This window comes from Microbacterium sp. XT11 (assembly GCF_001513675.1).
Taxonomy (GTDB): Bacteria; Actinomycetota; Actinomycetes; order Actinomycetales; family Microbacteriaceae; genus Microbacterium.
The window spans coordinates 1,674,992-1,688,497 of the sequence record NZ_CP013859.1 but is presented as its reverse complement, the minus strand read 5'-3'; the positions used below and the strand labels follow the sequence as shown (position 1 = coordinate 1,688,497).

The following is a 13,506-nucleotide window of genomic DNA, read 5'->3' as shown; positions in this document are numbered from 1 at the left end:
GCGGGCGCAGGGGTGCCCGCGCCGGTCTCACTCGGCGGCGTCCTCCGTCGAGATCGAGGAGCGTCGCCGTGCGACGAGCACGACGCCGAGTCCGAGCAGCAGGACCGCGGTCAGCAGCACGAGCACCGAGACCGTGCCACCGGTGATCGCGAGCGGCGGCGCCGGCTTGGGAGGCGCGGGCACGTCGTGCTCGGTGCACAGCGGCGAGTCGGGCACGCACACCGGCTGCTCACCGGTGATCGCGACGATGTTGCCGAGGTGATGGTTCCCCTGCGCACCGTACGCCGAGACCGTGACCGTGTAGGTCACCGTGTAGGTCTCGCCGGTCGGCACCGCACCCGTGATCCTGATCGTGTCACCCACGACGGATGCCGTCAGGTTCTCGCCAGACACGGCGGGACCCGTGGTCAGCGTCGCGTCGTCGAGCACATCCGCCATGTGGTCGGTGTAGTCGACAGCCACATCCGCCGCATCCGCGTTGGTGCCCCGGTTCACGAAGGTCAGCGTGTAGGTGACCCGATCACCCGGGTTGACCCGTGTTCCGGACTCCGGGTCGCTCGACTTGGCCACCGTCACGTCGGAGACGTGGTTGTAGGTGCAGTCGGGGCGCTCCCCGTCGACAGGGACACACTCGGCAGGCGGCTCCTCACCGGTGGGGACGAGGAAGTTGTCCAGCCGGTCGTCACCGCGTTCGCCGTCGGCCTTCACCGTCACGGTGTACGTCACCGTGACGAGGTCGCCGGGCTGCAGGGTGCCGGTGATCGAGAACCGTCCGTCCACGACATCCGAGACCGACAGGGCGTCGCCGGACGAGACCGGCTGCGCCGTGATCTCGGCGTCGTCGAGCACGCGAGTGAGCACGTCCTCACGCGTCACATCGACCGGAGCGTTCCCGGTGTTCTCGAAATGCAGCGTGTACGTCACGGTGTCACCCGGCCGCACCGTCGATCCCGTCGCCGGGTCGACGCTCTTCCAGTCGTCGAGCTCACCGATCGGATGCTCCGTGCAGGAGACCCCGGTGTCACCGCACTGCGGATCCTCGGTGCCGGTCTTCGCGACCACGTTACGCAGCTCGTTGTCACCCCGCTCACCATCGGGCTTGACCGTCACGGTGTACGACACCGTGACCGTCTGGCCCGCAGCGAGCGTGCCCGTGACACGAACCAGGCCGTCGGCCCCATCTGTCACGGCCAGAGCAGGATCGGCCGAGACCGGCGCGCCGGTGAGGTCGGCGTCGTCGAGGACGGCCGCCAGGTCATCGGTGTAGTCGACCGTGCCCGCAGCCTCGCCCGTGTTCGCGAACGTGAGCGTGTACGTCACGACCTGGCCCGACTGCACGCCAGCGCCCGTCTCCGGGTCAGCCGACTTCGACACCTCGACCAGCGGCAGCGGGGTGACGGTGCAGTTCGGGTCGCCCGGAACACACTCGGTCGGCGGCTCCTCGCCGGTGGGCACGAGGAAGTTGTCGGCCGAGTTGTCACCTCGATCGGCCTCTTCCTTCACAGTCACCTGGTACGTCACCGTGACCGTCTGGCCCGCAGCGAGCTCACCCGTGACCGTGAACGCCTCGTCCACCACATCGGATACCTCGAGCGCCTCGTCGGAGGCGACGGGTTCCGCGGTGAGATCCGCGTCGTCCAGGACATCGGTGAGGATGTCGGTGTGGTCGACCACGGCCGGCCCCTCACCCTGGTTGTCGAACGTGAGCGTGTAGGTCAGCACCGTGCCCACGTCGATCGGGTCGGTGTCGGCCGAGACCGACTTGCCCGTCAGCAGCATCCCGATCGGTGTAACCGTGCAGTCCGGACGCTCCGTGTCAGAAGGCTGGCACACCGGCTCCGTCGGCGGGACCTCATCGGGGTCGAGCAGGAAGTTCGCCGCGATGTCATCGCCGCGCTCCCCGTCTGCACTCACCGTGACCTGATAGGTGACCGTGTAGGTCTCGCCGGCAGGAACCTCGCCTGCGATCGCGATGCGGTTGCCGTCACGACTGACGACCAGACCGTCGGCGCTGGCCGGTTCGGCCGTCACATCGGCGTCGTCGGTCACGTGCGTCAGGTCATCGACCTGATCCACGACCGCCGTGCCTTCACCGGTGTTCTCGAACGTCAACGTGTACGTGAGCACCGTGCCGGCGGCCACCGGAGCGGTGTCGGCCTCGACGCTCTTCCACGACTGCAGCAGCGGCACCACGTGCTCCGTGCACGACACACCTTCGTCACCGCACTCCGGGTCGACCGTGCCGGTCGGCGCCAGCACGTTCCCGAGACGGTTGTTCTCCCGGTCGTCATCTGCATTCACCGTCACCGTGTAGGTGACCGTCACGGTCTGATCGGGCGCGAGCGAACCGGTGACGTGCAGGGTGTCTCCATCGCGGACCACCTGCAGTGCGGCGTCGGATGCTGCCGGGCCCGCAGTGAGCGTGGCGTCGTCGAGCACGTCAGCCAGATCATCGGTGTGGTCTACCGGTCCCGCAGCTTCACCGCGGTTGGTGAACGTCAGCGTGTACGTGACGTCCTGACCGGCGACGACGGTCGAGCCCGGTGCCGGGTCCGACGACTTGGACGCCTCGACCAGCGGAAGCGGGGTGCTCGTGCACTGGTCGGAACCGTCCTCGCACACCTCCGGCGGCGTGCCACCCTCGGGAACCAGGAAGTTGTTCGCCAGGTTGTTCCCTCGCTCGGCGTCGGCCTTCACGGTCACCTCATAGGTGATCGTCGCGGTCTCGCCGGTAGCGAGCTCGCCCCCGATCTGGAAGCGGCCGGCCGTCACGTCCGAGACCGTCACCGACGCAGTGTCCGACTGCGGGCCCGACGTCAGGTCGGCTTCGTCGAGCACATCCGTAAGGACATCCTCCCGGGAAACAGGAGCGGTCGTCGTTCCGGTGTTCTCCACCGTGACGGTGTACGTCAGCACGGTGCCGGCGACGACCGGGTCGGAGTCGGCGGAGACCGACTTTGAGTACACGACCGCTGCGATCGGCGTGGTGGTGCAGTCCGGGAATTGCTCGTCCTGGGGCTCACAGACCGGGTCGGTCGGCGGCACCGGCGGATTCTCCGGATCGTTCTGCATCAGGAAGTTCGCCGCCGTGTCGTCACCGCGCTCGCCGTCGGCCCTGATCGTCACCTGGTAGGTCACCGTGTGGGTCTCGCCAGCCGGCACCGAACCCGTGATCGCGATCCGGTTGCCGTCGCGGGAGACCGAGAGTCCCTCTGCAGAGGTCGGCTCCGTCGTGACATCGGCATCGTCGCTCACGTGGGTCAGGTCGTCGACCGCATCCACATCTGCGGCTGCTTCGCCGTCGTTGTCAAAGAACAACGTGTACGTCAGCACCGTGCCGGCGGCCGCCGGCGTGTCAGATGCCTGGACCTGCTTCCACTGCGTCAGGCCGGAACCGGGGATCTGCACGACGTCACAGCTCGGCTCGCCCTGCGCGGTCTCCCCCGTGGGCACGCACGCGAGGTTGCGCAGGTTTTGGTCGCCTTCACCGGTGTATGTCACCGTGTACGTGATCGTGGCCGCCTCGTTCACCCCGAGAGCACCTTCCCAGGAGAGCGTCGGCTCCTCGAACGACACCGTGCCGGTGGACGCGACGGCGTCGCCGTTGTACGACGCCGCGTCCAGCACGTTCGTCAGGTCATCGGTCGCCGTCGCCGGCGCATCCGCTGTGTAGACGCCCGGTCCCACATTCGTGACCGTGATCGTGTACTCGACCGTGTCACCGACCGCCGGAAGCTCCGTGCGGTCCGCGGACTTCTGGATCGTCAGCTTCGGCATCGCGAACTCGACCTCGGCACAGGGCTCGCCCGTCGCAGGGTCGACTCCATCCGCGGGAGGGTCGCACACCGGGGGCACCGGGTTCTCGGGGTTCTCCGGCTGCCAGGCGACGTTACGAACGATGCCGTCGCCGCCGTCACCGAGGGTCGTGGTGTAGGTCAACTCGACGCTGGCACCCGCGGGCAGTGCCCCGACCCACGAAAGCAGGGGCTCGGCATAGGAGACCGTTCCGGCCTGCGACGACGTCGCGTCGTTATTGAACGCTGCGTCGTCGAGCACGCCTGACAGGTCGTCGAAGACGACCGCGGGATCTTGCGCGGTGAAGTCCGCGGTGCCCGTGTTGGTCGCCGTGACGGTGTATGTCACGACGTCCCCCGGGCGAGCGTCCGGCGTCGCATTCGACGTCTTGGTGATCTCGAGCGCGTTCTCGCTGTAGAACTCCACGGTCGCGCACGCGGGGAGGTCGACGCCGACCACGTCGCTGAAGTTCTCGGCGCAGTTCTCGAAGACGCGCGGCGAAGGCTCGGCGCCTCGGGGATGCTCAGAGGTCACGTCTACCGTGATCGTGCACGAGACTTCGCCGACGTCGAGCTTCCCGTCGGTGATGACCACGCTGGTGCCGCCGGCAGCAGCAGTGGTCGTCGCATCACACGTACCGCCGATGTTGGGCGACGGGGCCACGACCAGACCGGCCGGAAGGTTGTCAGTGAATGACCATCCCGACTTCGACGCGAGCTCGGACGTGTTCGTGACGGTCAGCGTCAACGTCGACACACCGCCGACAGGAACCGAGGTGGGAGAGAACGCCTTGTCGAGCTGAGGAGTCGCGTCCACCAGGCGGATGTTGTCGAAGGCGGCATCGTTGCCCGACAGATCCCCGACGTCGTTGCGCATGACGATCTGCAGGTTCTGCATCTGCGCCGGTGTCATCAGGAGTGCGCCGTCCGTGTAGAAGCGGCCGGCCGCAACATAGGATCCGCCGTTGATCCAACCGCCCGGGAGATCGGGCGACGTGTAATACGACACACGTGGATCCGTGCAGGCGCGGATCGGCTCCGCCGTGGGGAATGGATACTCGTCAGAGCCCACGCGGAACGCGAAGCGAAGCCGGGAGTTGTTCTCACCGCCGGCGAACGTGCACGAAAGCTCGGCAACGTCGACGGAAGCGGCGTAGAATCGCGTTCCTTGCGCGGCGATGTTCAGCGGCGACGTCTGGAACTGAACGGCGCCGTCTGGCCCGTTCACGTCGGACGTGAATGCGGTTACCGCGTGGTTGGCGCGCGTCGCCGACGTGGACCCATTGGCGGGACTTCCGGTCGACCCACCCGGCACCCCGGCGTCGAGCTGTCCGAGCACGTCGGCGAGACGGCGCACATTGTTACGAACGTTCGTCTGGTTCCCGTCCACACAAAAGCCCCCCTCGGGGGATGCCCCCGGGAAGACCGTGTTGGCGTATTGCAGGATCACGCCGTTGCACTGGTCTTCGCGCAACCAGAATGGATCTGCCGTATGCGTCTGCCCCGACTCGCCGACGTAGTCGGCAAGTCGCACGGCTGTCGGGCCCAGGCCCACCTCGAAGCCCTCGCTGAAGACCTCCGTCGGGTCTCCCGGCGTGCCGGGGTTGCCCGGTACGGCCGCAGCGGGTTCAGCGCCGAGAACGGCCACTCCCGCCACGAGTAGCCCCGTGACGAGTGAGGTCACGCCACCGGCAGCGACCGCACTCCGCAATCTGCCCGTGAGCGACGATCGAGTCGCTCCTGGCCTTCCTGACCTGTACATGCTTCCCCCTTCAGAAGCGCCGAACGCGCGCAGGCTGATCGACCCGTGTCTCGAAACACCGCGAAGCTTGGGTGGGGCGGCGGTGTCTTCACTCTCCGATTCCTCCGGCGCATCATGCCAAGTGAATCGCTCCCATGCTGGCGAAGTTCGTCACCCCACACAGACCGACTACGCGAAATGAGACCCAACCTGCGTGAACTGATTCGCACGCGTAGAGAGTGCGGCACGAACGCCGAAGGCCACCCAGCGCGATGCGCGGGTGGCCTTCGGAATGCCGTGGTGCTACTCGACCGTGACGGACTTCGCGAGGTTGCGCGGCTGGTCGACGTCGAGACCCTTCGCGGTGGCGAGCGCCATCGCGAAGATCTGCAGCGGCACGACGGCCAGCAGAGGCTCGAACATCGCGCCCGCAAGCGGGATGCGGATGACCTCGTCGGCGAAGGGCAGCACGGCGGCGTCACCCTCTTCGGCGACCACGATCACGCGAGCGCCGCGCGCCCTGATCTCCTGGATGTTGGAGACGACCTTCGAGTGGATGAGGGCCGAGTGCCGCGGCGACGGCAGCAGCACGAACACCGGCTGCCCCGGCTCGATCAGCGCGATCGGACCGTGCTTGAGCTCGCCGGCGGCGAAGCCCTCGGCGTGGATGTACGAGATCTCCTTGAGCTTGAGCGCACCCTCGAGCGCGATCGGGTAGCCCACGTGGCGCCCCAGGAACAGCACCGAACGGGTGTCGGCCATCCAGCCGGCGAGCTGCTGCACGTGCTCCTGCTCCTCGGCGAGCACGCGGGCGACCCTGTCAGGCAGAGCCTGCAGCTCGGCGACGTCGGCCGTGGCATCCGCCACCGTGCCGCGCACGCGCCCCATGTGCAGACCGAGCAGCAGCAGCGCCGTGATCTGCGCAGAGAACGCCTTGGTCGACGCGACGGCTACCTCAGGGCCCGCGTGGGTGTAGACGACGGCATCCGACTCGCGCGGAATGGTCGCGCCCTGCGTGTTGCAGATCGACAGCGTGCGCGCCCCGCGTTCGCGGGCGTACTTCACGGCCATCAGCGTGTCCATGGTCTCGCCCGACTGGCTGATCGAGACGACAAGCGTCTCGGGCCCGATCACCGGGTCGCGATAGCGGAACTCGTGGGCGAGCTCGACGTCGACCGCGACGCGCGCCCACTGCTCGATCGCGTACTTGCCGACGAGAGCAGCGTACGACGCCGTGCCGCACGCCGTGATGATGATGCGGTTGATGCCCGTGAACAGCTCGTCGAGACCGTCGAGCTCGGGGATGACCACCTGCCCGCCCTGGATGCGACCGCGGATCGTGTTCGCCACGGCCTCGGGCTGCTCGGCGACCTCCTTGGCCATGAAGCTCGACCAACCGCCCTTCTCGGCTGCCGCGGCGTCCCACGACACCTCGAACGGCTCGGCCTCGACGGGCGTGCCGGCGAAATCGGTGACGGTCACGGCATCCGGGGTGATCGCGACGATCTGGTCCTGCCCGATCGCCAGCGCCTTGCGGGTGTGCTCGACGAACGCCGCGACGTCGGAGCCGAGGAAGTTCTCGCCCTCGCCGAGGCCGATGACCAGCGGCGAGTTGCGGCGGGCGCCCACGACGAGACCCGGGTGGTCCTGGTGCATCGCCAGCAGCGTGAACGCGCCCTCGAGGCGGTTCACCACGCTGCGGAACGCGCCCTGCAGATCGCCTCCGTTGTTCGCGTACTCCCGGCCGAGGAGCGCAGCCGCCACCTCGGTGTCGGTCTCGCTGCGGAACGTGACGCCCTCGGCGGCCAGCTCGTCGCGAAGCGCGGCGAAGTTCTCGATGATGCCGTTGTGGATGAGCGCGAGCTTGTCGTCGTCGGCCAGGTGCGGGTGCGCGTTGACGTCGGTCGGGCCGCCGTGCGTGGCCCAGCGCGTGTGCCCGATTCCGGTGCTGCCGTCGGCGAGCGCATTCTCGGCCAGCGAGTCGCGCAGCACGTTGAGCTTTCCCGCCTTCTTGCGCATGCCCAGCGAGCCGGAGTCGTCGATCACGGCGACGCCCGCGGAGTCATAGCCGCGGTACTCGAGGCGGGCGAGTCCGGCGAGCAGGATGTCCTGGCTGGGGCGAGGCCCCACGTATCCGACGATTCCACACATGGGATCAAGGGTAAGCGGGCCTTTTTGAGAGGGTTCCGAACGAACCCGCGCGACCGCGTCAGAGCTTGCGGAGCAGAACGCTCTCGACGGCGTGGTCGGCGCCCTTGTTCAGCACGAGCCGCGCGCGGTGCTTCGTCGGCATGACGTTCTCGACGAGGTTCGGCATGTTGATCTCGTTCCAGTAGCCGAGCGCCGTCGTGATCGCCTCCTCGTCGGTGAGGTGCGCGAACACGTTGAAGTACGAGGAGGGGTTCGAGAACGCGCCCTGGCGGAGGGCGAGGAAGCGATCGACGTACCACTTCTCGATGTGCGCGGTGTCGGCGTCGACGAAGATCGAGAAGTCGAACAGGTCGCTCACCGCGACGTCGTTCGGGGCCGGCGGCGGCTGGAGCACGTTGAGCCCTTCGACGATCACGACGTCGGGCCGCCGCACGACGACGTGCGCGTCTGGCACGATGTCGTAGCGCATGTGCGAGTAGAAGGGAGCGCGCACCTCGGCGACCCCGCTCTTGACCTCGGTGAGGAACTGGATGAGCGCCCGCCGGTCATACGACTCGGGAAAGCCCTTGCGATCCATGAGACCGCGACGCTCGAGCTCGGCGTTCGGGTAGAGGAAGCCGTCGGTCGTGACCAGCTCGACGCGTGGCGTGCCGGGCCACCGGCTCATCAGCTCGCGGAGAAGGCGGGCGATGGTCGACTTCCCGACCGCGACCGATCCTGCGACGCCGACCACGAACGGCGTCGTCGAATCGGCCTCCTGCAGGAATGAGCTCGTCGCGGCGCCGAGGCGTTTGGTCGCCGTCGCATACAGGCTCAGCAGGCGGCTGAGCGGCAGATACACCTCTCGCACCTCGGTCAGGTCGAGCCGGTCGCCGATGCCGCGCAGCTCCACCACCTCGGTCTCGGTGAGCGGCTGGTCGAGCCCCGCCGCCAAGCGGGCCCAGTCCGCCCGGTCGATCTGCCGATACGGCGAGAGGGGCAGCGTGGAGTCGGCGGTGGTCACGGATTCCATCGTAACGGGGCGGATGCCGGCGCCGACGCGGCGTGACGCCCCGCGCGAGTACTCTCGACCCGTGAGACTCGGAATCCTCGACATCGGCTCGAACACCGTGCACCTGCTGGCCGCTGATGCGAGACCCGGCGGCAGACCGCTGGCGACGACGAGCGATCGCACCGTCGTGAGGCTCATGCGCTTCCTCACGCCAGACGGGGCGATCCGCGAGGACGGCGTGCGCGCTCTCGAAGAAGCGGTTCGCCGGGCGCGACGGATCGCAGACGATGAACGCGTGGAGAAGCTGCTCGCGACCGCGACGAGCGCCGTTCGCGAGGCGGCCAACGGTGATGATGTGATCGCACGCATCGAGGCCGCACTCGGCCAGCCCCTGCAGGTGCTCACGGGCGAGCAGGAGGCCGAGCTCACCTTCCTCGCCGTGCGGCGGTGGTTCGGGTGGGATGCCGGGCGCATCCTGCTCCTGGACATCGGCGGCGGCTCATTCGAGTTCGCGGCCGGTGCAGAGGAATCCCCGGAGGTGGCGGCGTCCGTCCCTCTCGGAGCCGGGCGGACGACCGTGCAGTTCCTGCCCGAGGACCCGCCGGGGGAGGATGCCGTGGCGCATCTGCGCACGCACGCCGAGGCCGTGCTCGCCCCGGTCATCGAACGCCTCGCCCCGCTCGCCCGCCCCGATCATGTGATCGGCTCATCGAAGGCGATCCGCTCGCTGGCGAACCTGGCCGGACGGGAGGTCACGGGGCTGGGATTCGACCGCACTGTGCTGCCGCGCGAGGCGCTTGGGTCCTGGATCCCGCGGCTCGCCCGCCTGCCGGCATCCGCCAGGCAGGAGCTACCCGGGATCACCGCCGACCGGACGTTCCAGATCGTCGCGGCGGCGGTGTCGCTGCACACCGCGATGACGCTGCTCGACCTCGACGAGCTCGAGGTGTCACCGTGGGCGCTGCGCGAAGGCGTGCTGCTGCGCTACATCGAGCAGCTGAGCTGGAGTCCCGCGCAGAGCGCCGGCTGACGCCGAGTGAGGACGCTCGCCCTCGCGCCTACGCGCCGATCCAGAGCGCCGATCCGTCACGCCAGCCCAGAGCGGCGGCCCCGGAGGGAAGGACCTGCTCGTGGCGAGGAGCGACGACCCGCAGTCGGCGTTCCCCGAACTCGACGACGTAGACCACGTCGGCGCCACGGTAGACGTGAGTGAGAATCTGCACGGGAACAGGAGTCGCGGCGCTGGTCGCCGACGAAAGACGCAGATCCTCCTGACGCAGCATCACGCGTCCCCGGCCATCTGCCCCCTCGTCGGTCAGCACGATGCGCAGGTCCGTGCCGTCGATCGAGGCCGTCGACCCCGCACGTGTCGCATCGAGCAGATTGGCGGCTCCGATGAAATCGGCCGCGAAAGACGTGCGCGGCGCGCCGTAGAGCTCTTCGGGAGCGCCCTCCTGCTCGACCACCCCACCGTTCATCAGCACGATGCGGTCCGACAGGCTCATGGCCTCCTCCTGGTCGTGGGTCACGAAGACCGTCGTGAGGCCGAGTGTGCGATGCAGCTCCTTGAGCTCGATCTGCATGTCCTCACGCAGGCGCGCGTCGAGGTTGGACAGCGGTTCGTCGAGCAGGAGAACCCGCGGTTCGAACGCGATCGCACGGGCCAGGGCCACACGCTGCTGCTGCCCGCCGGAGAGCTGCGCGGGCGATCGGCCAGCGAGGTGTGCCATCTGCACGCGCTCCAGTGCGCGCATCGCGAGCTCCTTCTGCTCCGCCTTGGGCCTGTCGGCGGCCATGCGCAACCCGAATCGCACGTTCTCGAGCACGCTCATGTGAGGGAAGAGCGCGTAGCTCTGGAACATCATGCCGAGATGGCGCTTCTCCGGCGGAAGGTGCGTGACGTCCTGTCCCGCGATCTCGATCGTCCCCCCACTGGGAGACTCAAGGCCGGCGATGCAGCGCAGAAGAGTGGTCTTGCCGCATCCGGACGGCCCGAGCAGCGAGACGAACTCGCCGGACGGCATCCGGAGGTCGATGCCCTTGAGCACCGACGTCCCCTTGAAGTCCTTGGTGAGAGCGGTGATGGTGAGCGTGGTCATCAGACGAACAACCTTCCCAGGCCGATGATGCGTTCGAGGACGATCATGAGAACGACGGTGAGCAGGACCATGAGCGTGGAGACGGCCGCCACTGTGGGCGACGTGCTGAACTCCAGCTGGCCGTAGATGGCGATGGGCAGGGTCTCGAGCTGCGGGGTGCGCAGGAACAGAGCGATGACCGCATCGTCGAAGGAGATGTTGAAGGCGAAGAACGCGCCGGCGGCGATGCCCGGCCTGGCGATCGGGAGCACGACGAGACGGTAGCGGTTCCAAGTGCTCGCACCCAGGGTGCGCGCGGCCTCCTCAGTGAAGCGATCGGCCCGCGCCATCACTCCGGTGACGGTCCGCATCACATAGGGGATGGCGATCACGACGTGCACGGCGATGAGCACGCCGACGTTCGGGGCGCCGATCGTGAGCGAGGCGATCGACAGAGCGCCGATCGCGAGGATGATCGTGGGGATCGTCAGAGGCGACATGAGCAACCCCTGGATCGCCGCCGCACCGGGGATGCGGAAGCGGGTGAGGGCGAGCGCCGCTGCCGTGCCGACGATCGCCGCGATGACCGCGGCGGTGACACCCACGAGGAGGCTGAGCCGGAACGGCTCGAGGTACGTGTCGGAGGTGAGCGCGTCGACGTACCACTCGAGCGTGAATCCTTGGCCGGGGAAGGTGAGGAAGCGGTTCTCGCCCACCGACGCGCCAGCGACGACGGCGAGCGGCACGAGCATGTAGAGCGTCACGATGACGCCGAGGACGATCGCGAGGATGCGTCCGAGGAGCGGGACGGATCGGACCATGGTCACACCTTCTGCTTCCCGAGCCGGGACGTCGCCGCGAGCACGAGCATCACGCCGGCGAACAGCAGCACGGCCTGCGCTGCCGCGAACGACCAGTCGAGGTTCGTGGTCGCGTCGACGTAGATGGTCTGCGCGAAGACGGGTATCTGTGCTCCGCCGATGAAGCGCGGAGTGATGAACGAGCTCACCGAGAGCACGAAGACGAGGGAGGCTCCGGCCACGATGCCGGGCACCGAGAGCGGGAGCACGACGTGCCACAGTGTGCGCCAGAAACCGGCGCCCAGGGTGCGGCCGGCCTCTTCGAGCTGCGGCTTGATGCCCGAGATGACGCCGAGGATGCTCAGCACGGCGAACGGCAGCAGCACCTGCACCATCGCAATGACGACGCCGACCTCGGTTCCGAGGAACCCCTGCGTACCGCCGACGAGCTGCTCGGCTCCCGGGATCTTCATGAGCAGCCCGGAGGGACCCATGAGCACGACCCAGCCGAAGGTGCGCACCACCACGCTCGTCATGAGCGGGAGGATGACGACGATGAGGAGGAACGACCGGACCTTCGATCCCGCCCTCGCCATGATGTAGGACAGCGGGATCGCGATCACCAGGGTGATCGCGGTCTGGACCACCCCCAGGCGGAGCGAACGCAGCGCCGCCTGGAGGTGGTACTCGCTCGTGAACAGACGAGCGAAGTTGTCGAGCGTGAACCCGCCTGCCGACGATTGCACGCTCATGAGGAGCATGCCGGCGACCGGTGTGATGAAGGCGAGCGCGAGCAGCGCGATCGCCGGCAGAAGAAGGAGCCAGGGCTCCTTGCGGGTTCCCACGCTCATTGGGTGATCAGCGCATTCCACTCGTCGGTCCAGGCCGGACGCTGGGCCGCGATGTCGCCGGGTGCGTAGACGACGATGTTGTCGAGCTCATCGCCGGTCAGCACCGCCTCTGCCGCGTCGCCGGACAGCTCCGCCGTGGTGTTCACCGGAGAATAGCGCATGTTCTCGGCGAACAGGGCCTGGGCCTCGGCACGCAGCTCGTAGTCGATGAACAGCTTCGCGAGGTCCTGGTTGTCACGGCCCTCCACCACGTTGGCCGTGATGAGAGACGCCGTCGCGCCCTCCTCGGGAACGATGAACTCCACCGGGAGCCCCGCGTCCTGCAGCGTGCCGGCGTAGTCCATGGCGTAGGGCGCGAGCCAGGTGCCGCGCTGCGCGAACGCGGTCTGCAGGTCGGGCGATGTCGGCACCACGATCGCGTCGCCGGACGACGCGAGTCCCCCGAGGTCCGCGATGGCCTCGGATGCGTCGTCGATGCCGCCGCCGAGGGCGTCGGAGACCCGGAGCATCGAGAGCACCCCGTAGGTGTTCGAGAAGTCCGTGAGGGCGACGTGCCCGGCGTAGGCGTCGTCGAACAGGTCGAGCCACGAGGTGGGGGCCGGAGCATCCGCCTCCGTGTTGTAGACGAGGCCGATGGGCGCGAGCTGGATCACCGGTCCCTCGCCGCGCTCGAGGCCCGCCGTCGCCACGTCGATGAGGTCGCCCGACTCGGACAGCTCGTCGGGGGCGATCGGCGCGATGAGGCCCTCCTGCGCCGCCGTGAACTCCTGACCGCCCGAGAAGTGCACGACGTCGATCTGCGGGCTCGCCTTCTGCGCCGTCACCTGCGCGAGGGCGTCCGCGCTGTAGAGCGTGATCAGCTCGACCTCGGCGCCGGTCTCCTTCTCGAACGGGTCGACGACGGCCTCGATGAACGTCTTCTCCCAGTCGCCTCCGAACGAGGTGACGACGAGGGTCTTGCCGGCATACTGCTTGTCGCCCGGCGACGACGCGCTGTCTTCGCCGGTGCCGCAGCCGGCGAGGACGACGGCTCCTGTGGCGACGAACGCCGCTGCGGTGAGGATTCTCGGGGTTTTCATGCACTGCTCCTTCGGGATGGG

Annotated in this window: 8 protein-coding genes; 1 reads left to right on the top strand and 7 read right to left on the bottom strand. The window is 68.1% G+C overall.

All coding sequences use genetic code 11. The annotated features are described in order from the left end of the window. Positions 1 to 27 precede the first annotated feature (27 nt). The 3 genes from AB663_RS07830 to coaA form a co-directional block, all read right to left on the bottom strand. A complete protein-coding gene (locus AB663_RS07830) occupies positions 28 to 5,478 on the bottom strand; it encodes a DUF7927 domain-containing protein (protein WP_067197675.1) in 5,451 nt (1,816 codons plus the stop codon). A gap of 360 nt (positions 5,479 to 5,838) precedes the next feature. Next, entirely contained in the window at positions 5,839 to 7,686 is a 1,848-nt protein-coding gene (glmS, locus tag AB663_RS07825) for a glutamine--fructose-6-phosphate transaminase (isomerizing) (protein ID WP_067197672.1), read from the bottom strand. 58 nt (positions 7,687 to 7,744) lie between these two features. Next, the gene (gene coaA, locus AB663_RS07820) at positions 7,745 to 8,698 is read right to left on the bottom strand and encodes a type I pantothenate kinase (RefSeq protein WP_067197669.1); all 954 of its coding nucleotides are present in this window, start codon (positions 8,696 to 8,698) and stop codon (positions 7,745 to 7,747) included. A gap of 61 nt (positions 8,699 to 8,759) precedes the next feature. On the opposite strand from coaA, the gene AB663_RS07815 reads away from it, so the two are divergent. Beyond that, on the top strand, positions 8,760 to 9,707 hold the full coding sequence (locus tag AB663_RS07815) for a Ppx/GppA phosphatase family protein (RefSeq protein ID WP_067202388.1): 948 nt from the start codon (positions 8,760 to 8,762) through the stop codon (positions 9,705 to 9,707). A gap of 28 nt (positions 9,708 to 9,735) precedes the next feature. Here the strand turns inward: AB663_RS07815 and AB663_RS07810 are convergent, their stop codons facing one another. The 4 genes from AB663_RS07810 to AB663_RS07795 are packed head-to-tail and all read right to left on the bottom strand — an operon-like array spanning position 9,736 to position 13,485. Continuing rightward, entirely contained in the window at positions 9,736 to 10,776 is a 1,041-nt protein-coding gene (locus tag AB663_RS07810) for an ABC transporter ATP-binding protein (RefSeq protein WP_067197666.1), read from the bottom strand. Further along, positions 10,776 to 11,576: an ABC transporter permease gene (locus AB663_RS07805; RefSeq protein WP_067197662.1), complete on the bottom strand. Its 801-nt coding sequence runs from the start codon at positions 11,574 to 11,576 to the stop codon at positions 10,776 to 10,778. Before AB663_RS07805 ends, AB663_RS07810 begins: the two co-directional genes overlap by 1 nt. A 2-nt stretch (positions 11,577 to 11,578) precedes the next feature. Further along, a complete protein-coding gene (locus AB663_RS07800) occupies positions 11,579 to 12,406 on the bottom strand; it encodes an ABC transporter permease (protein ID WP_067197659.1) in 828 nt (275 codons plus the stop codon). Then, positions 12,403 to 13,485, bottom strand: a complete 1,083-nt coding sequence (locus tag AB663_RS07795) for an extracellular solute-binding protein (RefSeq protein ID WP_067197656.1) — start codon at positions 13,483 to 13,485, stop codon at positions 12,403 to 12,405. Before AB663_RS07795 ends, AB663_RS07800 begins: the two co-directional genes overlap by 4 nt. Positions 13,486 to 13,506 lie beyond the last annotated feature (21 nt).

Bases quoted from the DNA above. Each gene is read 5' to 3' on its own strand.
- glmS (WP_067197672.1), bottom strand. From the start codon at position 7,686: ATGTGTGGAATCGTCGGATACGTGGGGCCTCGCCCCAGCCAGGACATC.
- coaA (WP_067197669.1), bottom strand. From the start codon at position 8,698: ATGGAATCCGTGACCACCGCCGACTCCACGCTGCCCCTCTCGCCGTAT.
- AB663_RS07810 (WP_067197666.1), bottom strand. From the start codon at position 10,776: ATGACCACGCTCACCATCACCGCTCTCACCAAGGACTTCAAGGGGACG.
- AB663_RS07805 (WP_067197662.1), bottom strand. From the start codon at position 11,576: ATGGTCCGATCCGTCCCGCTCCTCGGACGCATCCTCGCGATCGTCCTC.
- AB663_RS07800 (WP_067197659.1), bottom strand. From the start codon at position 12,406: ATGAGCGTGGGAACCCGCAAGGAGCCCTGGCTCCTTCTTCTGCCGGCG.
- AB663_RS07795 (WP_067197656.1), bottom strand. From the start codon at position 13,485: ATGAAAACCCCGAGAATCCTCACCGCAGCGGCGTTCGTCGCCACAGGA.